The sequence below is a fragment of the Actinoplanes sp. NBC_00393 genome, assembly GCF_036053395.1.
Lineage (GTDB): Bacteria > Actinomycetota > Actinomycetes > Mycobacteriales > Micromonosporaceae > Actinoplanes.
In genome coordinates, this window is sequence record NZ_CP107942.1 from 6,649,362 (window position 1) to 6,672,821 (window position 23,460).

General features: G+C 72.3%; 19 protein-coding genes and 1 riboswitch. Of the genes, 8 read left to right on the forward strand and 11 right to left on the reverse strand.

Annotated elements, in window-relative coordinates; genetic code table 11:
* The first annotated feature begins 6 nt into the window (after positions 1-6).
* Entirely contained in the window at positions 7-630 is a 624-nt protein-coding gene (locus OHA21_RS30820; RefSeq protein ID WP_328460815.1) for a carbohydrate-binding protein, read from the forward strand.
* On the opposite strand, the gene OHA21_RS30825 is transcribed toward OHA21_RS30820, so the two are convergent.
* The gene (locus OHA21_RS30825) at positions 624-977 is read right to left on the reverse strand and encodes an Hsp20/alpha crystallin family protein (RefSeq protein WP_328460817.1); all 354 of its coding nucleotides are present in this window, start codon (positions 975-977) and stop codon (positions 624-626) included. The two genes, OHA21_RS30820 and OHA21_RS30825, sit on opposite strands and share 7 nt — an antisense overlap.
* A 77-nt stretch (positions 978-1,054) precedes the next feature.
* Between OHA21_RS30825 and dinB the strand changes: the two genes are divergently transcribed.
* The gene (gene dinB / locus OHA21_RS30830; protein WP_328460819.1) at positions 1,055-2,251 is read left to right on the forward strand and encodes a DNA polymerase IV; all 1,197 of its coding nucleotides are present in this window, start codon (positions 1,055-1,057) and stop codon (positions 2,249-2,251) included.
* A gap of 70 nt (positions 2,252-2,321) precedes the next feature.
* Positions 2,322-3,089 (forward strand): precorrin-6A synthase (deacetylating), encoded by a 768-nt coding sequence (gene cobF, locus OHA21_RS30835; protein WP_328460821.1) that lies wholly within the window; start codon positions 2,322-2,324, stop codon positions 3,087-3,089.
* Here the strand turns inward: cobF and OHA21_RS30840 are convergent.
* On the reverse strand, positions 3,062-3,559 hold the full coding sequence (locus tag OHA21_RS30840; protein ID WP_328460823.1) for a GNAT family N-acetyltransferase: 498 nt from the start codon (positions 3,557-3,559) through the stop codon (positions 3,062-3,064). The genes cobF and OHA21_RS30840 overlap by 28 nt on opposite strands.
* Positions 3,560-3,660: 101 nt before the next feature.
* The gene (locus OHA21_RS30845; RefSeq protein WP_328460825.1) at positions 3,661-4,503 is read right to left on the reverse strand and encodes a sigma-70 family RNA polymerase sigma factor; all 843 of its coding nucleotides are present in this window, start codon (positions 4,501-4,503) and stop codon (positions 3,661-3,663) included.
* 93 nt (positions 4,504-4,596) lie between these two features.
* On the opposite strand from OHA21_RS30845, the gene OHA21_RS30850 reads away from it, so the two are divergent.
* Positions 4,597-5,049: a carboxymuconolactone decarboxylase family protein gene (locus OHA21_RS30850; RefSeq protein ID WP_328460827.1), complete on the forward strand. Its 453-nt coding sequence runs from the start codon at positions 4,597-4,599 to the stop codon at positions 5,047-5,049.
* 3 nt (positions 5,050-5,052) lie between these two features.
* Here the strand turns inward: OHA21_RS30850 and cobN are convergent, their stop codons facing one another.
* Positions 5,053-8,589, reverse strand: a complete 3,537-nt coding sequence (gene cobN / locus OHA21_RS30855; protein WP_328460829.1) for a cobaltochelatase subunit CobN — start codon at positions 8,587-8,589, stop codon at positions 5,053-5,055.
* A 36-nt stretch (positions 8,590-8,625) separates the two neighbouring features.
* Positions 8,626-8,750: riboswitch (cobalamin riboswitch) on the reverse strand.
* Between the two features lie 76 nt (positions 8,751-8,826).
* Here cobN and OHA21_RS30860 point away from each other — a divergent pair.
* The 4 genes from OHA21_RS30860 to OHA21_RS30875 all read left to right on the forward strand — a co-directional run bounded on the left by OHA21_RS30860 (position 8,827) and on the right by OHA21_RS30875 (position 14,245).
* Positions 8,827-10,245 (forward strand): precorrin-3B synthase, encoded by a 1,419-nt coding sequence (locus OHA21_RS30860; RefSeq protein ID WP_328460831.1) that lies wholly within the window; start codon positions 8,827-8,829, stop codon positions 10,243-10,245.
* Complete coding sequence (locus OHA21_RS30865; RefSeq protein ID WP_328460833.1) at positions 10,245-10,862, forward strand: precorrin-8X methylmutase; 618 nt, start codon at positions 10,245-10,247, stop codon at positions 10,860-10,862. Before OHA21_RS30860 ends, OHA21_RS30865 begins: the two co-directional genes overlap by 1 nt.
* Before the next feature lie 2 nt (positions 10,863-10,864).
* Positions 10,865-12,517, forward strand: coding sequence for a precorrin-2 C(20)-methyltransferase (locus tag OHA21_RS30870; RefSeq protein ID WP_328460835.1), 1,653 nt, complete (start codon positions 10,865-10,867; stop codon positions 12,515-12,517).
* Positions 12,518-12,718: 201 nt separating this feature from the next.
* Positions 12,719-14,245: a cellulase family glycosylhydrolase gene (locus OHA21_RS30875; RefSeq protein WP_328460837.1), complete on the forward strand. Its 1,527-nt coding sequence runs from the start codon at positions 12,719-12,721 to the stop codon at positions 14,243-14,245.
* Here OHA21_RS30875 and OHA21_RS30880 read toward each other — a convergent pair.
* The 7 genes from OHA21_RS30880 to OHA21_RS30910 all read right to left on the reverse strand — a co-directional run bounded on the left by OHA21_RS30880 (position 14,182) and on the right by OHA21_RS30910 (position 23,357).
* Positions 14,182-15,399, reverse strand: a complete 1,218-nt coding sequence (locus tag OHA21_RS30880) for a glycosyltransferase (RefSeq protein WP_328460839.1) — start codon at positions 15,397-15,399, stop codon at positions 14,182-14,184. The two genes, OHA21_RS30875 and OHA21_RS30880, sit on opposite strands and share 64 nt — an antisense overlap.
* Positions 15,374-16,615: a glycosyltransferase family 4 protein gene (locus OHA21_RS30885; RefSeq protein WP_328460841.1), complete on the reverse strand. Its 1,242-nt coding sequence runs from the start codon at positions 16,613-16,615 to the stop codon at positions 15,374-15,376. Before OHA21_RS30885 ends, OHA21_RS30880 begins: the two co-directional genes overlap by 26 nt.
* A complete protein-coding gene (locus OHA21_RS30890) occupies positions 16,612-18,138 on the reverse strand; it encodes a lipopolysaccharide biosynthesis protein (RefSeq protein WP_328460842.1) in 1,527 nt (508 codons plus the stop codon). Before OHA21_RS30890 ends, OHA21_RS30885 begins: the two co-directional genes overlap by 4 nt.
* Entirely contained in the window at positions 18,132-18,653 is a 522-nt protein-coding gene (locus OHA21_RS30895; protein ID WP_328460843.1) for a hypothetical protein, read from the reverse strand. The genes OHA21_RS30890 and OHA21_RS30895 overlap by 7 nt, the downstream gene beginning before the upstream one ends.
* Positions 18,654-19,450: 797 nt before the next feature.
* On the reverse strand, positions 19,451-21,349 hold the full coding sequence (locus tag OHA21_RS30900) for a hypothetical protein (RefSeq protein ID WP_328460844.1): 1,899 nt from the start codon (positions 21,347-21,349) through the stop codon (positions 19,451-19,453).
* A 32-nt stretch (positions 21,350-21,381) separates the two neighbouring features.
* Entirely contained in the window at positions 21,382-22,527 is a 1,146-nt protein-coding gene (locus tag OHA21_RS30905) for a glycosyltransferase family 4 protein (protein WP_328460846.1), read from the reverse strand.
* Positions 22,524-23,357: a glycosyltransferase family 2 protein gene (locus tag OHA21_RS30910; RefSeq protein WP_328460848.1), complete on the reverse strand. Its 834-nt coding sequence runs from the start codon at positions 23,355-23,357 to the stop codon at positions 22,524-22,526. The genes OHA21_RS30905 and OHA21_RS30910 overlap by 4 nt, the downstream gene beginning before the upstream one ends.
* Between the last annotated feature and the right edge of the window lie 103 nt (positions 23,358-23,460).

Sequence of the window (23,460 nt, forward strand, 5' to 3'; positions counted from 1 at the left end):
GGTCCGGTGGACCCGCGATCTCCGACCGTGTACCGGACCCGTTCCTGGACGAACCGCCGCCGGGCGCTGACCGCCGCCGGCGGCGTCGGCCTGGTGCTGCTGGGCTACCTGATCGGCCGGTGGCAGGACACCCCGGCCGCGGTCTCCGCCCCACCCGTGGTGGTCATCTCGACGCCGGCACAGACACAGACGCCGGCCGCCCCGCCCACCACGGAGGAACCGCGGAAGGTGGAGTACGCGGTGCTGCAGGCCGAGTCGGCGACCGAGCTGGCCGGCATCGAGAGTGAGGACACCTCGGACGAGGGCGGCGGCAAGAACGTCGGCTGGATCACCCGCAACGATCACCTGCGGTTCGACAACTTCGACTTCGGTGAGGTGCCGGCGGTCAAGGCCCGGGTACGCCTGTCGTCCGCCGCGAGTGTCGCCGGCCGGGTTCAGTTCCGCCTGGACAGCAAGGACAACCCGCCGGTCGGCGAGGTCTCCGTGGTGAACACCGGCGGCTGGCAGAACTGGCAGACCGTCTCCGCCGCGCTGGAGCCGGTGACCGGCGTGCACACCGTCTTCGTCACGTTCACGACCACCGACGACAGCGAGTTCGTCAATATCAACTGGCTGCAGTTCGATCACTGAGCGAGGTCTTGCGGGAGGACCGGGATCGACAGGGTCAGGACGCCGTCGTCGTAGCGGGCGTCGAGCCGGTCGGTGTCCAGCTTCGCGGAGAGGAACACCTGCCGGGCGACGGTGCCCATCGGGCGCTCGGCGACGACGAGTGCGCGCTTGCGTTCGGCCCGGACGGTCAGCACCTTGTCGTCCACGGTGATGTCGATCGAGGCCGGGTCCACGCCGGGCAGGTCGATGTCGATGACAAACGTGTCGTCCTCGCGGTACGCGTCGAGCCGGGCGCCGGTGTCGCGGGTGGCGAAGACGCGCGCGGTGAGGCGCTCCAGCTCCCGGACGGTCGGAGTGCTGAGCAACATGGTGGTGGCTCCTGAGACTTGAGCGTGGGTGACTCAAGCCGAGAAACCGAAAATCCCACCGCGTGATTCCCTCGAACATGTGTACTAAGCTGGCGCGCGTGGTCCTGCACGCCGATCTCGACTCGTTCTACGCGTCGGTCGAGCAGCGCGACGATCCGGCGCTGCGTGGCCGGCCCGTGCTGGTCGGCGGCGGGGTCGTGCTCGCCGCCAGCTACGAGGCGAAGGCCTTCGGGGTGCGCACGCCGATGAGCCTGAGTCAGGCTCGGGCGCTCTGCCCGCACGCGATCGTGGTGCCACCCCGCATGTCGGCGTATTCGGCGGCCAGCAAGCAGGTCTTCGCGATCTTCCACGACACCACCCCGATCGTCGAGCCGCTCTCCATCGACGAGGCGTTCCTCGACGTCGACGGCCTTCGCAAGATCCGCGGCAGCCCGGTCGAGATCGCCGAGCGGCTCCGTGCGGACGTCCGGGAGCAGGCCGGGCTGCCGATCACGGTCGGTGTGGCCGGCACGAAGTTCCTGGCCAAGGTGGCCAGCGGGGCCGGCAAGCCGGACGGCCTGCTCGTCGTGCCGCCCGGCGAGGAGCTGGCGTTCCTGCACCCCCTGCCGGTGGAGAAGCTGTGGGGCGTCGGCCCGGTCACCGCGGCGAAACTGCGGGATCGGCAGATCCACACGGTCGGGCACGTCGCCCGGATCGGCGAGGCCGCCCTGGTCGCCATGCTCGGGCCGGGCGCCGGCCGGCACCTGCACGCCCTCGCGCACAACCGCGACCCCCGCCGCGTGCGGACCGGTCACCGGCGCGGCTCGATCGGCGCGCAGTGTGCCCTGGGCCGCCGCGAGCGACCGTTCACCGAGGTGGAGGCGACCCTCGCGGCGCTAGTCGACCGGGTGACGCACCGGATGCGCAAGGCACACCGGGCCGGGCGCACGGTCACTGTCCGGCTGCGGTTCGGCGACTTCACCCGGGCCACCCGGTCACGCAGCCTGCTGAAGGCGACCATGCAGACCGGGGCCATTCTGCGTACGGCGGAGGAGCTCCTGCGCGAGGCAAGGCTCCTGATCGAGGAGCGGGGTCTGACGCTGGTCGGTGTGGCGGTCAGCAACCTCGACGGCGAGGGGAACGTGCAGTTGGAGTTCCCGTTCGACAGCCCCGGCAACGACGGCCTGGACGCCGCTGTCGACAAGATCCGCGACCGCTTCGGTTCGGGTGCCCTGCGCCGGGCCGACATGGTGGGCCGTGACCTGCACCCGTCGGTTCCCATCCTGCCCGACTGACGCCGGCTCGCCCGCCCGGCATGCGGCCCCGGGGGCGGGCCCGGCGGCCGGGCCAGGCAGACTTCAAGACGTGCGGAAGATCTATGTAGTCGGGATCGGCGCGGGCGACCCGGACCATCTGACCCTGCAGGCGGCGAAGGCGATCGGCCGTACCGATGTGTTCTTCCTTCTGGACAAGGGTGAGGCCAAGCAGAGCCTGATCGACCTGCGGGAGCGGATCATCCGCGGCTACTCGCATCCGCGGAAGCGGATCGTCGAGGGCCGCGACCCCGACCGGGACCGCACGCCCGCCGACTACACCGGGACGATCGCCGACTGGCGGCATCGCCGTTCGCTGGTCGTCGAGGAGCTGATCACCGAGCACCTCAAGGACGACGAGATCGGCTCGATCCTGGTCTGGGGCGACCCGTCGCTCTACGACTCGACGATCGCGATCCTGGAGGAGATCCTGGCGCGCGGCGCGACCACCTTCGAGTACGAGGTGATCCCCGGCATCAGCAGTGTCTCCGCGCTCGCCGCCAAGCACCGGATCGGGCTGAACCGGGTCGGGCAGCCGGTCCAGGTGACCACCGGGCGGCGGCTCGCCGAGGGCTGGCCGGAGGGGGTGGACGACGTGGTCGTGATGCTGGACGCGCAGCAGGCGTTCACGAAATACCCGGAGGCGGAGATCTACTGGGGCGCCTATGTCAGCACCGAGGACGAGCTGCTCGCGGCGGGCACGGTGGCCGAGGTGGGTGACGGGATCGTCGAGCGGCGGACCGCGGCGCGCGAGCAGCACGGCTGGATCATGGATACCTACCTGCTGCGGCGTCAGAGCCGGTTGAACGGCTCCGAGTAGACGAAGTCGCCCCGCAGCGACGGCTGATAGGTGGTGAGGGGGCGCGCCTGGAAGTGCGGCGCCCACTCGGCCACCGGGGGCGTGATCCCGTACTCGGCGGCGAGCCGGAACCCGAACCGGGAGTAGTAGGCCGGGTTGCCGAGCAGCACCACGATCGGCTCGCCGAGCGCGTCGGCCCCGCCCAGGACCGCGTGCACCAGCGCGGATCCCACGCCGCGCTTCTGATGGTCCGGATGGACGCTGAGCGGGCCCAGGCCCAGGGCGGGCTCGCCGCCCAGCCGGGCCCGGGTGCAGGCGACGTGCCCGATCACGGCGTCACCGTCGAGCGCCACCAGGGATAGCTGTGGAATCCAGCCCTCGTCAGCTCGGAGCTGGTCGACGAGGCCGGCCTCCATCGGCTGCCCGAAGGCGGCCAGCGTCACCGCGTGAATGGCCGCTTCCCGGCCCGGAGTCTCCCGCTGCACGATCATCGGCTCAGCCTGTCCGGCCGAGCACGCCCGGGCAACCGAAATTCGAAGGCCGGCCGCACCCCGGGGCAACCGAAAGCCGGGCACACCCCGGGGCAACCGGATCAGAGGGTCACCTCCGTACGAGCCAGCTCGTCCGGATCGGCGACCGTGAAGATGCCGGTGACCCGATCGCCGGTGATGTCGAAGACGAGTGTCAGGCGGATCGTCTCGCCGACCATCACCACAGCGCCGGGCACGCCGTCGAGGTAGGCCGGGACCGCGGCCTGTGCCCGTCCGGCGAAGAACCGGGCCACCACTTCGGCGCCGCGCGTCTCACCCCGGTCGGCCATCCGCGCGGCGGTCTCGTCGCCGCGGACCACCACGTCCGGGTCGAGGATGGTGAGCAGCCCCGCCATGTCGCCGCCCCGGGCCGCCGCCAGAAACGCCTCGACGATCGCCCGCTTGCGTGCGGCTTCCGGCTCGGACGGGGCGCCGCCCTGCACCCGGCGGCGGGCCCGGCTGGCCAGCTGTCGCGCGGCGGCCGGGCTGCGGCCCACCACCACCGCGATGTCCTCGAACGAGACGGCGAACAGGTCGTGCAGCACGAACGCCAGCCGCTCGGTCGGGGTGAGCGTCTCGAGCACCACGAGCAGGGCCACGCCGACCGAGTCGGCCAGCAGGGCCTCGTCCTCCGGTCCGGGGGTGGACGCGACCGTGTCCGGAACCTCCGGGTCCTCCCGGCGCGAGGCCCGGGAGCGCAGCATGTCGAGGCAGATCCGGCCGACCACGGTGGTCAGCCAGGCGCTCAGGTTGTCCACCGAGCCGGCGTCGGCACGGCTCAGCCGGAACCACGCCTCCTGCACCGCGTCGTCCGCCTCGGCCGCCGAGCCGAGCATCCGGTACGCCACCGCCCGCAGCCGCGACCGGTTCGCCTCGAAGCGTTCGGCCAGCACATCCTCATACATGAAGTGACCCCCGTCACATTCGTCACATCGCCCCGATCGGGCCCGTCACCCCACCGACGGATGCGAACACACCGATGTGACGAGGAGACAGTCATGCAGGCTCGAATCACCAGCTCGGCCTCGGCGGACATCATGAAGGCGGTCAACCTGCTGTACAAGGAGGCGCACTCGGCCGGCGTACCGAACGCCACCCTGGAACTGGTCCACCTGCGGGCCAGCCAGATCAACGGATGCAGTGTCTGCGTGGACTCGGGGGCCCGGAGCGCGAAGAAGAACGGCGAGACCGAGGAGCGGCTGTGGGCGGTGGCGGCTTGGCGGGAGACGACCTACTTCACCGACGCCGAACGGGCCGCCCTCGCGCTGGCCGAGGCGGCGACCCGGCTCGCCGACCGGGCCGACGCCGTGCCGGACGAGATCTGGGACGCCGCCGCGAAGCACTACACCGAGCCGCAGCTGGGGGCGCTCGTGCTGTGGATCGCCACCACCAACTTCTTCAACCGGATCAACGCGGCGACCCGGCAGCAGGCGCCGCAGAGCTGGGGCTGAGCGTCAGGAGGCCGAGCCGTCCTCCAGGTCGCCCTCGGTCTCCAGGTAGAGCTGCTGGAGTGCCGCCAGCGTCTCAGGTGATGGGGAGTCCCAGAGCTTGCGGTCGGCCGCCTCCAGCAGGCGTTCGGTGATCCCGTGCAGAGCCCAGGGGTTCGACTGCTTCATGAACTCCTGGTTCTCCGCGTCGAGCACGTAACTCGCGGCCAGCTGCTCATACATCCAGTCGGTCACCACGCCGGCCGTCGCGTCGTACCCGAAGAGGTAGTCGACCGTCGCGGCCAGCTCGAACGCGCCCTTGTAGCCGTGCCGCCGCATGGCGGCGATCCAGCGCGGGTTGACCACCCGCGCCCGGAAGATCCGCGCGGTCTCCTCGGTCAGGCTGCGGGTGCGTGCCTGGTCCGGGTTGGTGGAATCGCCGATGTACGCCGCGGGCGCGCGCCCGGTCAGCGCACGCACCGTGGCGATCATGCCGCCGTGGTACTGGAAGTAGTCGTCGGAGTCGGCGATGTCGTGCTCGCGGGTGTCGATGTTCTTGGCCGCGACGTCGATCCGCCGGTACGCGTTCTCCATGTCCGGTCGCGCAGGCACGCCGTCCAGGCCGCGGCCGTAGGCGAACCCGCCCCACACCGCGTACACCTCGGCCAGGTCGGCGTCGTCCCGCCAGTTGCGGCTGTCGAGCAGCGGCAGGATGCCGGCGCCGTACGCCCCGGGCCGGGACCCGAAGATCCGCGTGGTCGCCCGCCGCCAGTCGCCGTGCGACTCCTGGTCGCGCAGCGCGTGCTCGCGGACGTAGTTGTCCGGTTCGTCGATCCCGGCGACCAGCTGGAACGCGTCGTCGAGCATCGCCACCACGTGGGGGAACGCGTCCCGGAAGAAGCCGGAGATGCGGACCGTCACGTCGACCCGGGGACGGCCCAGCTCCTCGGCCGTGATCGCTTCCAGACCGGTGACCCGCCGCGACGCGGGGTCCCAGACCGGCCGGACGCCGATCAGCGCCAGGATCTCGGCGATGTCGTCACCGGCCGTCCGCATCGCGCTGGTACCCCAGGCGGAGAGACCGACCGAGCGCGGCCAGTCGCCGTAGTCGGTCCGGTAGCGGTTCAGCAGTGACTCGGCCATGGCCTGGCCGGTCTCCCAGGCGAGGGCGCTGGGGATGGCCTTCGGGTCGACCGAGTAGAAGTTGCGGCCGGTGGGCAGCACGTTGATCAGGCCGCGCAGCGGGGAGCCGCTGGGGCCGGCCGGGACGTAGCCGCCGTCCAGGGCATGGAGCACGTTGGTCAGCTCGTCAGTGGTCCGGGCGAGCCGGGGAACCACCTCGCGGGCGGCGAACTCCAGCACGCGGAGCACATCCGCGTTATCCGACAGATCAGAAATGTTGGATTCGGGCCAGCCGCGCTCCTCCATGGCCGTCACCAACGCTCGGGCTTGCGCCTCAATCGCGTCGGTCTCCGCGACGGACGCGCCCTCGGCGAGGCCCAGCGCCTCCCGCAGGCCCGGCAGCGCAGCCACCTGACCGGCCCACATCTGCCGCGCCCGCAACATCGCGAGGACCAGGTTGATCCGCGCCTCGCCCTCCGGCGCCGCGCCCAGCACGTGCAGCCCGTCCCGGATCTGCACGTCCTTGACCTCACACAGCCATCCGTCGATGTGCATGATGAAGTCTTCGAACTCTTCGTCGTCCGGACGGTTCGCCTGGCCGAGGTCGTGGTCCATCTTGGCGGCCTGGATCAGCGTCCAGATCTGGGCCCGGATCGCCGGCAGCTTCGCCGGGTCCATGGCCGCGATGTTCGCGTGCTCGTCGAGCAGCTGCTCGAGGCGGGCGATGTCCCCGTACGACTCGGCGCGCGCCATCGGCGGGATGAGGTGGTCGACCAGCGTGGCGTGCGCCCGGCGCTTGGCTTGCGTACCCTCGCCCGGGTCGTTCACCAGGAACGGGTAGATCAGCGGCAGATCACCGAGCGCCGCGTCGGTCCCGTCCGAAGCGGACATGCCGACGTTCTTGCCCGGCAGCCACTCCAGGTTGCCGTGCTTGCCCACGTGCACCACCGCGTGCGCGCCGAAGTCGTCGGCCAGCCACCGGTACGCCGCCAGGTAGTGATGCGAGGGCGGCAGATCCGGGTCGTGGTAGATCGCCACCGGGTTCGCACCGAACCCACGCGGCGGCTGCACCATGACCACGATGTTCTCGTCGCGCAGCGCGGCCAGCACGATGTCGCCGCCGTCGGTGTACAGCTCGCCGGGCGGCGGGCCCCAGTGCTGCTCCACGCTCTCCCGGAAGTCCGCCGGCAGGGTGTCGAACCAGGACTTGTACGCAACGCCGGGGATGCGGACCGGATTGCCGGCGAGCTGCTCCTCGGTCAGCCAGTCCGGGTCCTGACCACCCGCCGCGATCAGCGTGTGAATGAGGGCGTCACCGTCATAGGAGTCGAAATCGCCGATCCGATAGCCGCGCTCCTTCAGCGCGGCCAGCAGGGCAACCGTCGAGGCCGGGGTGTCCAGACCGACCGCGTTGCCGATCCGCGAGTGCTTGGTCGGATAGGCGGAGAGCATCAACGCGATCCGGCGCTTCACCGGCGGCACGTGACGGAGCCGGCCGTGGGCCACCGCGATCCCCGCCACCCGAGCGGCCCGCTCCGCGTCGGCCACGTAGACCGACAGCCCGTCCGGATCGATTTCCTTGAACGAGAACGGCACCGTGATGATCCGCCCGTCGAACTCCGGGATGGCCACCTGCGTCGCCGCGTCCAGCGGCGACAGCCCGTCGTCGCTCGCCTCCCACACCGCCCGTGAGCTGGTCAGGCAGAGCCCCTGCAGGATCGGCACGTCCAGGTCGGCGAGGACCCCGACGTCCCAGGCCTCGTCGTCCCCGCCGGCGCCCACGGTCGCCGGCTTGGTGCCGCCGGCCGCCAGCACGGTCACCACCAGGGCGTCCGCCTTGCGCAGCTCGGCGAGCAGCTCGGGCGGCGCGGTACGCAACGACGCCGTGAAGATCGGCAGCGCCTGCCCACCCTTGGCCTCGATGGCCTGGCAGAGCGTCTCGACGAACGCGGTGTTGCCGGCCATGTGGTGAGCCCGGTAGTAGAGCACCGCCACCGTCGGCGTTCCGGAAACGGAGAGTCGGGGCAGCACTCCCCACTGCGGGCTCTCGACCGCCGGCGCGAAGCCGTTGCCGGTCAGCAGCACCGTGTCGGAGAGGAAGTCGTGCAGCGAGGTGAGATTCTCCGGGCCGCCCTGCGCCAGGTAGGTGTGCGCGTCGGCCGCGACCCCGGCGGGAACCGTGGAGAGCTTCATCAACTCGGCGTCCGGCGCCTGCTCGCCGCCGAGCACGACCACCGGCACGTCACCGGCGAGCAGCGCGTCCAGGCCCTCTTCCCAGGCCCGGCGGCCGCCGAGGATGCGCACCACCACGAGATCGACGCCGTCGAGCAGGGCGGGCAGATCGGTGACCCCGGTCCGGGCCGGATTCGCCAGGCGCCAGGCGGAACCGCTGGCACGGGCGCTGAGCAGGTCGGTGTCGGACGTCGACAGCAGCAAGAACACGCGTGCGCTCCCCCTCGGGGTCCGCGCCCCGGGTAGTAGAGATCACGGCGACCGGAGTTCCTGGCTCCCGAGAAGATCTCGGTGACAGTGGCGGGACCGCGCCGGACTCGCACCGGCTTCCTCCGCGGCGTCGCCGCTTTTCCGGCACACGCTACTCGACATCGGTAATAGGCGGATGTGTGACTCTGCCGACCCGAGGATGCGGTTCTGTCGGTGCCCGCCCGTAGTATCCGGGCCGTGGTCTCCCCCCGATCGTCGGACGTCGACGCCTGCCCGAGCGCGCTGCGGCTGCATGCCGCGGCCGACGGGCTGCTGGCGCGGGTCCGGCTGCCCGGGGGCATGCTGACCGGCGCTCAGCTGCGCTCGCTGCGCGAGCTGACCGAGCGCCACGGCGACGGCCGGCTGGAGCTGACGTCCCGGGCAAACCTGCAGATCAGAGCAGTGCCGGCGGAGCACACGGAGACCTTGGCGGCCGGCTTGCGCGCGGCCGGGCTGCTGCCTTCCACAACCCACGATGGGGTACGGAACATCGCGTCGCCGCCACTTCAAAAATCGCCGTCCCGGGCACTCGTGTCCGCGTTGGACGCCGCCGTCTGCGGCGATCCGGCCCTGTCCCGACTGCCCGGCAAGTTCCTGTTCGCGATCGGTCACGTTCCGCTCGCAGCCGACGTGGCAGCGGTGCCGATCGAGGGCCGCCCCGATCCGGCCGGCGGCCGCTTCGCGTTGCGGTTCGCCGGGCACGACACCGGTCTGCGGGTCGCTGCTGAGCAGGTCGTTCCCGCGTTGATCGCGGCGGCACACGGGTTCCTGGCGGAGCGCGAGGCGCAGCGCGGCGACGGCGCGGCGGCCTGGCGGTTGCGGGAGCTCACCGACGGTCCGGCCCGCGTGTCGGCGCGGGTCGCTGCCGCGCTCGGCGTGACCCCGGCCGGCGTGGCGGCGGCAGTGCCGGTCGAGGCGTGCGAGCCGGGTGATCACCTCGGTCTCCTGGAGCAGCCGGACGGGCTCGTCGCGGTGGGCGCTCTGGTGCCGTTGGGGCAGCTCAGTGGCGTACCGTTGCGGGTTTTGGAAGAGGCCGACCACCTGGTGGTGACGCCCTGGCGCGGCGTGGTCGTGCCCGATCTGGCGCGCCCCGCGGCACAGGCGTGGGCTGATCGCCTGGTCGCGGCCGGCCTGCCGACCGCGGCCGACTCGCCCTGGGTCGGCGTGACGAGCTGCGCCGGGCGGCCCGGCTGCGCGAAATCCCTGGCCGACGTGCGTGCCGACGCCACCGCGACATCCCGCTTCGTCGACGGTCTGCCGGCGCACTGGGTGGGCTGCGGCCGGGCCTGCGGCAGCCCGGCGGGCCGGCACGTCCGCGTCGAAGCGACGGCCGTCGGCTACCGGGTCACTCGGCAACCGGCTCCCGGGTCCGCTGCACCCACAGATGATCTTGGCTCGAGCGGCATGGGCCTCGATCCAGGCGGGGTCGGGATCGCGGACGGGACCTTCGTCCCCGGCATTCCGCCCGGCAGGACGAGGACCGCGGCCCCTCCTTCCGGGAAGACTGCGCCCGGCGGCCGTAGGCCCGGCGGCGGCCCGGCCGGAAGCGGCCCAGATCGGCGGGACGTGGTGGATCGGGAGTTGGGGGACGTGGTGGCAGCGGCGAGGGAGGCCTGATGGAGTACGTGCGGGACGGCGCTGAGATCTATCGGCGGTCGTTCGCCACGATCCGGGCCGAGGCCGATCTGGGTGGGCTGCCGGACGACGTGTCGCGGGTGGTGGTCCGGATGATCCACGCCTGCGGGATGGTCGACCTGGTCGAGGACGTGCGGTTCAGCCCAGGGGTGGTGACCGCGGCCCGCAAGGCGCTGCTCGACGGCGCCCCGATCCTGTGCGACGCCGAGATGGTGGCGTCCGGGGTGACCCGCAGCCGGCTGCCGGCGGCCAACGAGGTGATCTGCACGCTACGCGAACCCGGCGTCCCGGAGCTGGCGCAGCGGATCGGCAACACCCGCAGCGCCGCCGCGCTCGACCTGTGGGGTGACCGCCTGGGCGGCGCCGTGGTGGCCATCGGCAACGCGCCGACCGCGCTGTTCCGGCTGCTGGAGATGGTCGCGGCCGGCGCGCCCCGGCCGGCGGCGGTGCTCGGCATCCCGGTCGGTTTCATCGGCGCGGCCGAGTCCAAGGAAGCGCTGGCCGAGTCCGGCCTGGAACATCTGATCGTCCGCGGTCGCCGGGGTGGCAGCGCCATCACCGCAGCCGCGGTGAACGCCCTCGCCTCGGAAGCGGAATAGGTATGACGAACGATGTGGTTCAGCCCGGTCGGCTCTTCGGAGTCGGTCTGGGCCCCGGCGATCCCGAACTGGTCACGGTGAAGGCGGCCCGGCTGATCGGCTCGGCCGACGTGGTGGCGTACCACGCGGCCCGGCACGGGCGCAGCAACGCCCGGGCGATCGCGGCCGGCTTCCTGCACGACGGGCAGATCGAGGAGCCGCTGATCTACCCGGTGACCACGGAGAACACCGATCACCCCGGCGGTTATCAGGGCGCGATCGACGAGTTCTACGCCGAGTCCGCGGCCCGGCTCGCCGCGCACCTGGACGCCGGGCGTGACGTGGTGGTGCTCGCCGAGGGCGACCCGTTCTTCTACGGCTCCTACATGCACATGCACAAACGCCTCGCCGATCGGTATGAGACGACCGTCGTCCCCGGCGTCACCTCGGTCAGCGCCGCCTCCGCCGTCCTCGGCCGGCCGCTGATGGAGCGCGACGAGGTGCTCACCGTGCTCCCCGGCACCCTCTCCACCGACGAGCTGGCGACCCGGCTCGCCGGGACCGACTCGGCCGCCGTGATGAAGCTGGGCCGGACGTTCGAGGGCGTCCGGGAGGCGCTGGACCGGGCCGGCCGCATCGACGACGCGTGGTATGTGGAGCGGGCCACCACCGACCGGGAACGCTCCGCCCCGCTGCGCGAGGTCGACCCGGAGTCGGTGCCGTACTTCTCGCTCGCCCTGCTGCCCAGCCCGGCGGCCGCCGCGTTCGCCGGCGCCCCGGCGCCGGCTGTTGAAACCGACCACAGCACCGAGTTCGTGAGCACCAAGCGGCTCGCCGCGATGCGCGCCGAGAAGACCGCCACCGCCCCGATGATCAGCCTGGAGGGCGCGAACGCCGCTGTCCTGGCCGGTGGCGAGCACGTGGCCGGCGCCGGCAGCGTGACCGTGGTCGGGCTCGGCCCCGGCTCCCGTGACTGGCTGACCCCGGAGGCGCAGGCCGCACTCGCCGCCGCCGACGACCTGATCGGCTACGGGCCGTACGTGGACCGCGTCCCGCCGAACCCCCGGCAGCGCCGGCACTCCTCGGACAACCGGGTGGAGGCCGAGCGGGCCGCGTTCGCGCTGGACCTGGCGAAGCGCGGGCGCCGGGTGGCCGTGGTGTCCTCGGGCGACCCCGGCGTCTTCGCGATGGCCGCGGCGGTGCTCGAGGTCGCCGAGGACGACCAGTGGAAAGACGTGCCGATCCGGGTCGTGCCGGGGCTGACCGCGGCACAGGCGGTGGCGAGCCGGGCCGGCGCCCCGCTCGGGCACGACTTCTGCATCCTCTCGCTCTCCGACCGGCTCAAGCCGTGGTCGGCGATCGAGACCCGGCTGGAGGCGGCAGCCACCGCCGACCTGGTGATCGCGCTCTACAACCCGGCGTCGAAGAGCCGGACCGAGCAGCTGGTCCGCGCTCTCGAGCTGCTACGGCGGCACCGCGCCGGGCGTACCCCGGTGGTGGTCGGCCGCGACGTCGGCGGCCCGTCCGAGTCGGTGCGGGTCACCACGCTGGCCGGCCTCGACCCGGCCACCGTCGACATGCGCTGCCTGCTGATCATCGGCTCGTCGCAGACCCGCGCGGTCACCCGCGGCGACGGCACCACGGCGGTCTACACACCCCGGCACTACCCGGGCTGACACCGGCCCGCATCGGCCGGGCCGGGTCGGGCCGCTTCCGGCCCGGGCGCGCACCATCGGCCGCGGCCGGGGAAACGTAGCGGGTCACCCGTTTCGCTACCGGCCGCAACCGCACTGCAGCCATTCGAACCCTGCCCGCGCCCAGCTGTCCGACCGAAAGGAGTGCCACTGGAATTGCAACTCTTGTGAAGGGCTGCCCCCGTGAACTCCGCACGCAAACGTGCAGCGATTCTGGCCTCTTCGCTGCTGCTCGCCGTCACCCTGCCGGCCACCGAGACGCTGGCCGCCATCCGTACGAGCGCACCCGGACCCGGATCCACCTCCGGCGCGGTCGCGAAGGTGCAGGGTGAGGTCGTGGCCACCCGGAACAGCCGGCTCGACGCGGCACTGCAGGCCCGGACCATCAACTACTACCCGTCGAACGCCGGCTGGTCGGCGATGTGGACGTCCTTCGACGCCGCCCGCATCGACGCGGACCTGGCGCAGGCCGCCGCGCTCGGCGCCGACAACGTACGGGTCATCGTGTTCCCGCAGTCGTTCGGCTTCCCCACCCCGAAGGCCGAGTACGCGGAGCGGCTCCGCAAGTTCATCAGCATCGCCGACGCCCACGGCCTGACCGTCAAGCTCACCCTCTTCGACTGGTGGGCCGGCTACCGCGACGCGGCCGGCAGCGCTGCCTGGGTGAAAGCGCTGCTCACCCCGTACGCGAACGACCCGCGGGTGCTCGCCGTCGAATTGAAGAACGAATTCCAGCCGGCCGACACCGCCGCCGTCACCTGGGTCCGCAACCTGATCCCCGTGGTACGCGCAGCCGTACCGGAGATCCCACTGACCCTCTCGACCGACGGCCAGACCGGTGCCGCCGGCCTGGCCCGGATCAAGTCGCTGCTCGCCGCCACCCCGCTGGACTACTACGACTTCCACTTCTACGGAAACTCGGAACGCGCGCTCGCCGAGATCCGCAAGGCGCAGGCCGCCGTCGCCCCGGCCCCGATCGTGATCGGCGAGACCGGTCTGAGCACGACCTCGCACAGCGAGGGCGACCAGGCGGCGTACCTGGCCCGGGTGTTCCGCGCGGCCGCGGTCGCCGGCGTGGACTCGGTCGCGCCGTGGACCCTGTACGACTTCCGGGACGGCGCGATCCCGTCGAACTCGGCGGTGTCGAAGCTGCCGGCGCAGTACCGGTTCGGCCTGCTCCGGGCCGACGGGTCGGCGAAGCGCGCGGCCGACGTGGTCCGCAGCGCGTGGACGACCGGCGCCCTGGCCGAGGACGACATCCTGAACCTCGACTTCGAGGCCTCCCCGGAGAACTCGCCGTGGCAGAGCAACCTGCCCCAACTGGGCACCGCTGTCCTGGTGGACGACGTGGCGCACAGCGGATCGACGGCGGCCCGCTTCTCGCGTACCACCCGGACCAGCAGCGGCCTGCCCGCGCTGCGCACCTCACCGATCAGCCCGGTCCAGGCCGGGCAGCGCTGGCACGCCGCGGCCTGGGCCCGGGGCAGCAACGCGACCGGGATCACCGAGATCGCGCTGAGCTGGTTCGACATCAACGACAAGTGGCTCGGGCAGGCCACGTCGGCACGGTTGAAGACCGGCACCACGGGCTGGACGAAACTCACCGTCGACGCGGTGGCGCCGGCCGGCGCCACCAGCGTCCAGCTTCACCTCAAGTCGGGCGACAACACCGGAACCGTCTGGTTCGACGACGTGACGCTCTCGTCCTGAGGCGCCCCGGTCGCGATCCCGATCCGGTTCAGCAGGCGGTCGTACGCGGCGACCGTACGCTCCCACGAAGACGGATCGACGTGCCGCCGGCCGGCCAGGCCGGCGGCGCGTTCGATACCCGCCCGCAGTTCCGCCGGCTCGCCGGCCGGCACGAACACCGTGCCGCTGTAGCTCTCGGCGGCCTCGACCAGGCCGCCCACCGCGGTCACCACCACCGGCAGGCCGTGGCTCATCGCGATGTGCAACGGCCCGCTGGCCGAACTGCGCCGGTACGGCAGCACCACCACGTCCGCCGCCGCGAAGTACTCGTTGACCTCGACGTCCGCGACGTACCGGTTGACGAAGGTGATCCGGTCCCGCACCGGCGAGTCGGTGATCAACTCCCCCGGCAGGGTCCAGCCCTCCCAGGTCTCCCCCACCACGGTCAGGTGATAGCCCGGCCCCAGTTGCGCGAACGCCTCGATCAGGTCCTCGAGACCCTTGTACGGCCGGATCGTCCCGAAGAACAGCAGCCGGCAGACCCCGTCCGGACCGGGCCGCCGGGCCGCCGGCTCGTGATGGTCGAACGGCCCGTGCAACGCCACCTCGGTCGGCACCCCGCCCAGGTCGTACGCCTCGGCCAGCGCCGCCTGATCGAACCGCGAGTGCACGATCACCCCGTCGGTGCGCTTCAGCAGCGGCCGGATGCACGCCTTCACGTAGCGGGTCGCCCACTGGTGCCGGGCCTCCCCGGTGTCCTGCACCTCATGGAACTCCACGATCACCCGGATCCCCAGCGACCGGGCGGCCAGGCAGAGCACCAGGTACGAGTGCAGCACCGCACCGGTCCACCACTGCAGCACCAGGACGTCCGGCCGGAACTCGCGCAGGAAAGCGACGGCCCGGGCGAGGCTCGGGAGCGCCCACCAATCGATGCCGTCGAATACGCGTACCCCATCGGTGTAACGCAGGTCGGCAAGAGAGTGACCGACCCGCTCACGCCCGGGATAGAGCCTGGCCGGCAGGAGCCGGCGCATCAGGATCGTGCCCACCTGGAAGCGTCCGCTGAGCGCGTTGCTCAGCCGGCAGGTGTAGTAGCTGATCCCGGACAGGAACCGCCAGCCGGAGCCGACGACCAGGACGCGCGGCTCAGCGCCGGGCAGCGATGCAGGCACGGTAGACCTCCTCGATCTGGGGGACGACGCGGGCCGCGGTGAAATCGAGCCCGCGCTGATGACCGGCCGTGCGCAGCCGCGCGGCCAGGTCCTGGTCGGTGAGCACGCGCAGCAGCGCGTCGTGCAGGCGGTCCGGGTCGCGCGGCGGCACCAGCAGGCCGTCCACCTCGTCGCGCACCACGTCGAGCAGCCCGCCGGACGCCGAGGCGACCAGCGGCGCGCCGGCCAGCATCGCCTCGACCGCGACCTGGCCCATCCCCTCCAGCAGCGACGGCACCACGCCGGCCGCGGCGCCGCGCCAGGCGGCCATCACCTGCGCGTGCGGCACGTCATGCCGGACCAGCACGCCGGGCGGGATCGGCGGGGTGTCGTCACGCGCGGTGCCGAGACAGACCAGCGCGGGCGCCGGGTCCGGGCCAGGCCAGCTGTCAACCAATCTTCGGTACGCGGTGAACAGCACATCGATGCCCTTGTGCGGGCCGAGCTGTCCGACGAAGAGCAGGTAGGGCCGGTCCGGCAGCCAGTCCGGCCGGGGTGTGGCGCGGGCCAGCTCGTCCAGGCCGTCCGGGACCAGGCTGGACAGCACCCGGACCGGGAGTTCGCCGGGGAGCCGCGCGAGGTTCAGGGCGGCGGCCACGGACGACGAGATCGCGGTGAGGCAGTCGATGCCGCGATGCCGGTGCGCGCGCAGCCCGGCGGTGAGGACGGCGGAGCGCGGCCGGCCGTACTGGGTCGAGGCGCACGGCAGGCACCGGGACAGGCTGGGGCCGGCACACCGGCGGCCGTTCCGGGAGAAAGTCTTGCGTACGCACGTCAGCCCGAAATCATGCGCGGTGTGCACATGCGGCAGCCCGTTCCGGCCGAAGTGCAGCGGGAGGTAGCTGTACATCAGCCAGTCGTGGCTGTGCACCAGATCGAACTGTTCGGTACGCAGGACGCGCGCGATCGCGGCGGTGGTCAGCGGATCCGGGACGGTCGGGTGGAACGGCTTGCCGGGATCCTTGTTCAGCTTGGGCAGCAGGGTGTTGGCGACACTGCGGACCCGGCGTACGCGTACTCCGTTGATCTCCTCGTCGTCCGTTGCTTTCGGTGTGGCCAGGGTGAGCACGGTGATCTCGTGGCCGCGCCGCACCATCTCCTCGCCGCTGGTGGCGATGCTGCGCTCCAGGCCGCCGATGACCGGGGCGTAGAGGTTGGACAGATGCAGGATCTTCATCGGCTCCTCCGGATCGCCGGCGCGTCGCCGGCTTCGTGCCGCTCCACCCGGCGGTCGGCCGGCCCCACTTCCGCGCCGCCGGCCCCACCCCGGCTGTCACCCAGTGCTGCTTCCGGGCCTTCGAAGCAGCAGTCAGTGACAGCCGCGCTTGCCTGGCTGGCGCTCACTGCTGTTTCCCGGCCTCCGAAACAGCCCTCAGTGACAGCCGCGCTTGCCTGGCTGGCGCTCCCTGCTGTTTCCCGACCTCCGAAACAGCCGTCAGCGCCAGCCGGGCGGAGGCGGCTGGTGGCCGCGAGCAGAAATACGAGCAGGGCGCTCGCGGTCTGGCCGGTCAGCCAGGCGATCCCGGCGCCGGTCACGCCCCAACCGGGCAGAAGCAGCCAGGTCAGCGACAGGCACGCGCCGGCCCGGACGATGTTGAGGCGCCGGCACCGCCGGAACTCGCCCCGCGAACGCCAGTGCGCGACCGCGAGGTTCGTGATCGCGTCCGGGATCGCGGCGATCACCAGGATCTTGAGCAGGAGGCCGCTGGTGTCCGCGTACCCGGCGCTGAACAGCGCGAGAATCCGATCCCCGGCCAGTAACAGCACGGCACCCGGCCCACCGACGACCGCGCCGACCACGACGGCCGCGCGCGTCACGCTCACCCGGGCCGCGTTGGTGCGTTCCGCGTAGAGGGCGGAGGCAACCGCCGGCGACACCATGAACAGCATCGAGGCGGTCATCCAAGCCAGGTAGAAATGCGCGTTGGCATCCGCACCCAGCCGTGCGGTGACCATCACGGGCAACAGCGCCGCCGGACCAGCCTGACTGAGATTGATCAGGTGATGGCCGGTCAGGGCGGCACGCAGATGCGGAAGCTCGGCCACGATCCCGGCGGCACGCAGCCGCGCGCCGGACCGCAGCCGGCCCAGACCGGCGATCATCGTGACAGCGCTGACCAGCAGGATCGGCAGGGTCCAGGAGATCAGTACGGCGCCGGCCGAGTGCCATCCCATGGCCACCACGGCGAGCAGGGCGACGATTTTGCCAAGAGCCAGACCCAGATTGCGTACGAACATTCCGCGCCCAGCCCGATGCGCCACATAGACGTTGTCCAGCAGGGTGGTCACCGTAACCGCGACCGCAGCGCAGGTCAGAGCGGCGAGACCGGTGGACCCGGAGAGGAAGGAGAAGTTCTCCACCAGTCGGGGCGCAACCAGCGCACCGGCAGTGGCAACGGCCGCCGTGGCCAGCGCACCGAAGATCAACCCACCGCTGACGATCCGGGACCAGTCGCCGCCCGCAGCCGGAAGCCGCTGGATGAACATGTGCCCGGCACCCAGGTTCGCGATCATGCTGACCGCTGTGGCGGCCGAGATGAGCGCGGTCGCTGTACCGATCTGCCATGTCGGCACCGCCCGGGCAGCCAACATCCAGAAGCAGTAACCGAGACCGCCATTGATCACCGTGGTCGCCATGATCAGCAGGCTGTTGCGAGCCAGCGAGTCCCCAGCCAGCCGCCGGGCAGCGGTGATCAACACGCCGCGCGCCCCCGCAGGCCAGGCCGCACCGCCGCCATCCCAGCCGCAGCCTGGGCGTAGAAGCCGGTACCCATCTTGCCGACGCTGATGTGCACGGCGCGCAGGCAGCCGTCCGGGGGCAGCGCGGGGACTCGCACGGTGATCGAACGTGCTGTTTCAGCAGCTACGGTGACCGGGCGGGTGCTGACCACTTGGCCGCCGATGCGGAGCCGGAGCACGGTGTTGAGGGTGTCGAGGCCGGAACTCGTGACGCGGACCGGGACGGAGAGGCCGCGAGCCGGGACGGTCACCGGACGGTCGATCTGCGCAGCCCAGCCGTTGAGGGCCACGCTCAGGTAGCCGGGCTGGGCGGGATGCGGCGCCGACACGTAAGCGCGCACCGCGAATCCGCCGATGGTAAGCGCCAACGCGGCCGGCACAGTCACCGCCGCGGCGGTCTGGCAGCCGGTGGCGATACGCGCCAAGCGCGAGCCGCCCGACGCTGCCGGACTCACGAGGTGGCTCGCCGAGGTCACGGAACCAGGAGCCCCGGAGGCATGGGGCGCGAAAGCCGGAGCCGTGGATGCCGGACCCGCAGAAGTCGGAGCCGCAGAAGCTGGCGCCGGGGAAGCCGGAGCGGGGGAAGCTGAGGAAGGCTGTGGTCCGGAGGCTTTGGGGGCGGTACCGCCGGGCGTGCGCTGGGCCGGCAGACCGACCGGGCCCGCCTTGCGGCTCGGGCGAGTCGCAGGCAGCCGCTCTCGGAGAAGTGCGACCGCACCCAGCAGCGTGGCCGCCACCGCGCCGCCGACCACCAGCGGCGCCGGACGGACCGGCTCGCCGGCCGCATGCAGGGCGAGGGCCACCAGCGGAAGCGTGACCAGCCCGGCAACCAGGGCGAATGCCATCCGGGCAGCCGGCCACCCGGTTTCGAGCCGGGCACCGGCCGGGGAAGACCAGCCCGATGCAGCGCCGAGCCCGAACGGCCGTCCGGGATCGGAGCCCGGCGTGGAGGGCCGGTGCGGGCCGAAGCTGGGCGCGGAGAGCTCGCCCGGGTCCAAGTCAGGCACGGCAAGTCCGCTCGGGCCGGCACCCAGTTCAGACCGCCGGCCCGACCCGGAGCTGGGCGCGGGAGGCCGGCCTGAGCCGGCGCTGGGGGTTGCCGGCCGGGACGGCTCGGAGTGAGCAGCCGGGGCAACGCCCGGGAGGGCGCGCAGCCACAGGGCTCCGATGGCCGCCAAGGCGGTCAGGGTGAGTGGCAACGCGAGCCACGGCCGCCCGGCGGCCGGGAGGATGGTGGCCAGGGAACCGTAGGCGAGGAGCATCAGCAGTACGGTCATCGGGCACCCCCGCGGGTCTGCCGGCCCAGGCTGTCGAAGTCGAAGCGGTAGATGGCGACGTTCGGCCCGTCGTAGATCTTGATCAGCCAGGGCAGCTGGTCGAACTTGGTGAGCTGCGCCGGGGTGAAGGCGGGCCGGCCGTCGTGCGGGATCGGCTCGTTCGTCTCGAAGTAGATCTTGATGTCGGGGACCTCGGTGGCCATCCGGCGGTCGACGATCAGGTACTCGAAGCGCCAGCTCCGCAGTTGGTGCAGCAGGCCGGGGGGCATCGGGCGGCCGGGCTGCGTCAGGTACAGGTCGTAGGCCGGGAACGTGGCCGAGCCGGTGGTCGGTTCCTGCTCGCCGTACGAGCCGAAGATCAGGCCGGTGTAGCGGTCGGCGACCAGCCGAGCCTCGCGGCCGTGGGTCTGGCGCAGCCAGGTGGCCGCGGCCAGCACCTCGGGGGTCGCGGCGCGGGTGTCCGAGCCGAACACCGGTGGGCCGGGGAAGCGGTACGACGGGTTCATCCCGGCCGCGTTGTTGCCGACCAGCATCAGGGCGCAGACGGCAAGCAGCACAGCGCCGGTCATGATCGACCGAATCCGGCCGCGCGCGCGGTTCAGGAATGCGATGATCAACGGGGCGACGGCCACGGCGATGCCGAGGTAGCTGAACGCCCAGGAGCGGCGCGCGCCCTCCGCACCCGACGGGGTGAGGATGAGCAGGGTCGCCGGGAAGTACAGGGCGCCGAGCAGCAGCATCGCGGCGGAGGCGGCCCGGGTGAGCGGGTCGGCGTCCCGGCGGCGCCACCAGAGGACGGCCGCGCCGGCCAGGAAGAGCAGCGCGCAGACCGGGGCGATGAACGCCGCTTTCTGCTCCCACCAGGGCGCCACCGACTGGCTGAACAGGGTCCGGCCGCCGGAGTCGCCGCCCGCGAGGCCGCCGAACTGGTCGAGGGCCCGGCCCAGGTACGGGTCCAGGTAGTCACCGGTCCGCGGTGCGACCGCGCTCATCCAGACCGCCACGACGACCGCCGCGACGCAGGTCAGCGCCCAGGCGGTGCGGGCACCGGCGACGAGCGCGCGGTGGCGGATCGAGAAGACCGTGCAGGCGAGCGCGAGCAGGGCGAACATGCCGGTCAGCCAGAGCGCGGTCAGGTGGTGGGTGGCGGTGATCGCCACGGCGAGCACCAGGACCAGCGCGACCCAGCCGGTCCGGACGCCGGTGGCGCCGGCACGGACTGCACGAAGCCCGGCGACCAGGGCCCAGATCAGTACGCCGATCGCGAGCGACTCGTACCCCAGTTGGGTGTCGAAGAAGAGGAACGAGCTGTTCAGGCTGTAGATGATCGCGGCCGCGGCGCCGACCCTGGGGTCCGGCCAGAGCTGCCCGGCGAGCATTGCGACGCCGAGGACGACGAGCACGTGGGCGAGCACCAGGATCAGCAGCGCGGCGTGCCAGACGGTCAGGCCGGTCAGCGCGGCGAGCGAGGCGACGGTCGCGTGCAACCCGGGGTAGTCGCCGATCACCCGGACGATCGCGTTCTGCTGGAAGAGCAGGCCGTCGAGGAGGATGTCGTGGCTCTGGCCCCAGTGCGCGTACTCGTCGTGGTACAGCGGTCCGGTCGGGTTCCGGAGGAGTTTCGGCAGGTAGGTGAAGCATCCGTAGCCGATCAGCACGGCCAGGCGCAGTCGGGGGCCGGACGTACGGCGTACCGCCCAGAAGGTTGCCGGCAGCGTGAAGATCAGCATGCCCGCCCAGAACCAGGCGAACTGTCCGGCCTCGCCCCACTCGGCCCGCCGGTATGCGGTGACCAGGGCGGCCGACCCGGCCGCCGCCGCGGCGGCGAGTGTGAGCGCGCACGCGGCGGCTTCGATTCCGGCCCGCCGAGCCGATCCGGTACGCCGTGCGGCCACCCGGCCAACGGCAGGCCCGGCCGTCGTGGCTGTCATCGACCGCCGGCCCCGGCGACCGAGCCCTCCGGCAGGACCGCCGAAGCCGGTCCCCGGGGAGGGATCACCGATGCCGGGCGCCCGGTCACCGCGGCGTAGATGTCCCGGGTCGCGCCGACCACGTCGTCCCAGCTGGGCAGCGTGGCGGGACGGGTCCGCCCGGCGGCCGCCGCCTCGCTCAGGGCCGCGGCCAGGGCCGTCTCGTCGTCCGGGTCGGTGAGCCGCAGCCAGGCGCCGTCCCCGGCCAGCCCGGCCACCTCGCGATGGGCCGGGATCGGGGCGGCGACCGTCGGCAGGCCGGCCGCCAGTGCGTCGGCCACGGCCATCCCGAAGGCCTCGTGCGCCGAGGCGGAGACGGCCGCGGACGCCTGCGCCAGGCAGGCGTCGAAGGCGGCGTCGTCGAGACGGCCGTGGAAGACGACCTGCCCGGCCAGGCCGAGGCGGGCCGCGAGCTGGCGCCACTGCGCGGCAGCCGGTCCGGTGCCGACCACGTCGAGCCGGTGGTCGGGTCCGAGGTGGGACATCGCCCGGATGACCCGGTCGACCCGCTTGTACTGTTCCAGCCGGCCGACGCAGAGGATCCGGCGTACCCGGGACACCGGGGCGGGGACGGAGGGCCGCGGGTCGGTCCCGTTCGGGATGACCACGGCCCGGTCGCCGACCTCGGGGAAGTCCCGCAGCACCAGGTCACGTTCGGCGGCGGTGACGCAGACGACCGCGCCGGAGCGGGCCATGATGGTCCGCCCGAACGGCCGGTAGAGCGGGTGCAGCGCGGCCCGGAACCGGCTGTGCCCGGTGCCGTGGTAGTGCGGAGTGAAGACCAGCGGGGCCCGGTTGCCCAGCGCGGCGCAAAGCGCGACGAGGGCGTGGTAGCTGTGCGCGTGCAGTACGTCGTACTCGTCGGCGTGGGCCCGCAGCCAGCGCCACAGCGGCACGGAGAGCCGGTAGTTGCCGGCCGGCACGGTGAGCGGGAAGCGGCGTACCAGAACGCCCTCGATCGTCTCCACGGACCGGCCCGCAGCCTGAGTGATCACCTCGACCTCGTCGCCGGCGGCCGCGAGGCCCGCGACCAGGCGCCGGACGTGGGTCTCCACCCCGCCGATGTCGGGGTGGTACGCGTTGGCGACGACCCCGATCCTCATCGCACCTGCCGTTCCGCACCCCGCCGTGTCCGGGACCGGCGCGGCTGCCACTCGCGGGCGATGGTGCGCAGCACCCGCAGACCGTCGGTGAAGGCGTTGAGGTTGCTCACCCCGTGGATCCGGTTGTGCTCGAAGCTCGCCACCTCGACGATGGTCAGCTCGGCCTGCGCGGCCCGCAGGTTCAGCAGGGTCTCGATCTCGAAGCCGTCGCCCCAGAGCCGCCCGTCGGTGCTGTCCGGCGCCGGTGAGGTGCTGTCCAGGTCGAAGACGTCCAGGTGCCGCGCCCAGAAGGCGTTGTAGCCGTAGCAGAGGTCGCTGTAGCGGGTGCCGAACAGCGCGTTGACCAGCATGCTCAGGCACTTGTTGCCGGCCCGGCGCAGCCGGGTGATGTCGGCGCTGCCGCCGGCCGGCCGGAAGCGGGAGCCCTTGGCGAAGTCGGCGCCGGAGCGCAGGGCCTCGACGAAGCTGGGGATCTCGAGCGGGTCGGTGGAGCCGTCCGCGTCGATCATGACGATGATGTCGCCGGTCGCCTCGGCGAAGCCGCAGGCCAGCGCGTTGCCCTTGCCGCGGCGGTTCTGCCGGACCACCCGGATGTCCGGGCGCAGCCGGCGGGCGACGGCCACGGTGTCGTCCGTGGACCCGCCGTCGACCAGCACGATCTCGTCCACCTGGGGCAGTCGCGCGAAGACGTGCGGCAGGTTCTGGGCCTCGTTCAGCGCCGGGACGATGACGCTGACAGTGGGTTCTTTCGGTCCGGCGGGGACCGGCGGCTCGGCGGTGATCCGCTCAGTGCCGGGCTCACCGGGAAGCACGCGGTCGACCGTGGGCATGTCTGTCTCCGATCGGGCAGGGTCGAGCCGGCCCGGTCCGGGCCGGAGGGAGGGAGAGCAACGGAGGGGTTCAGCTGGCCGGCGCCGGGGCGGCGGCGCCGGC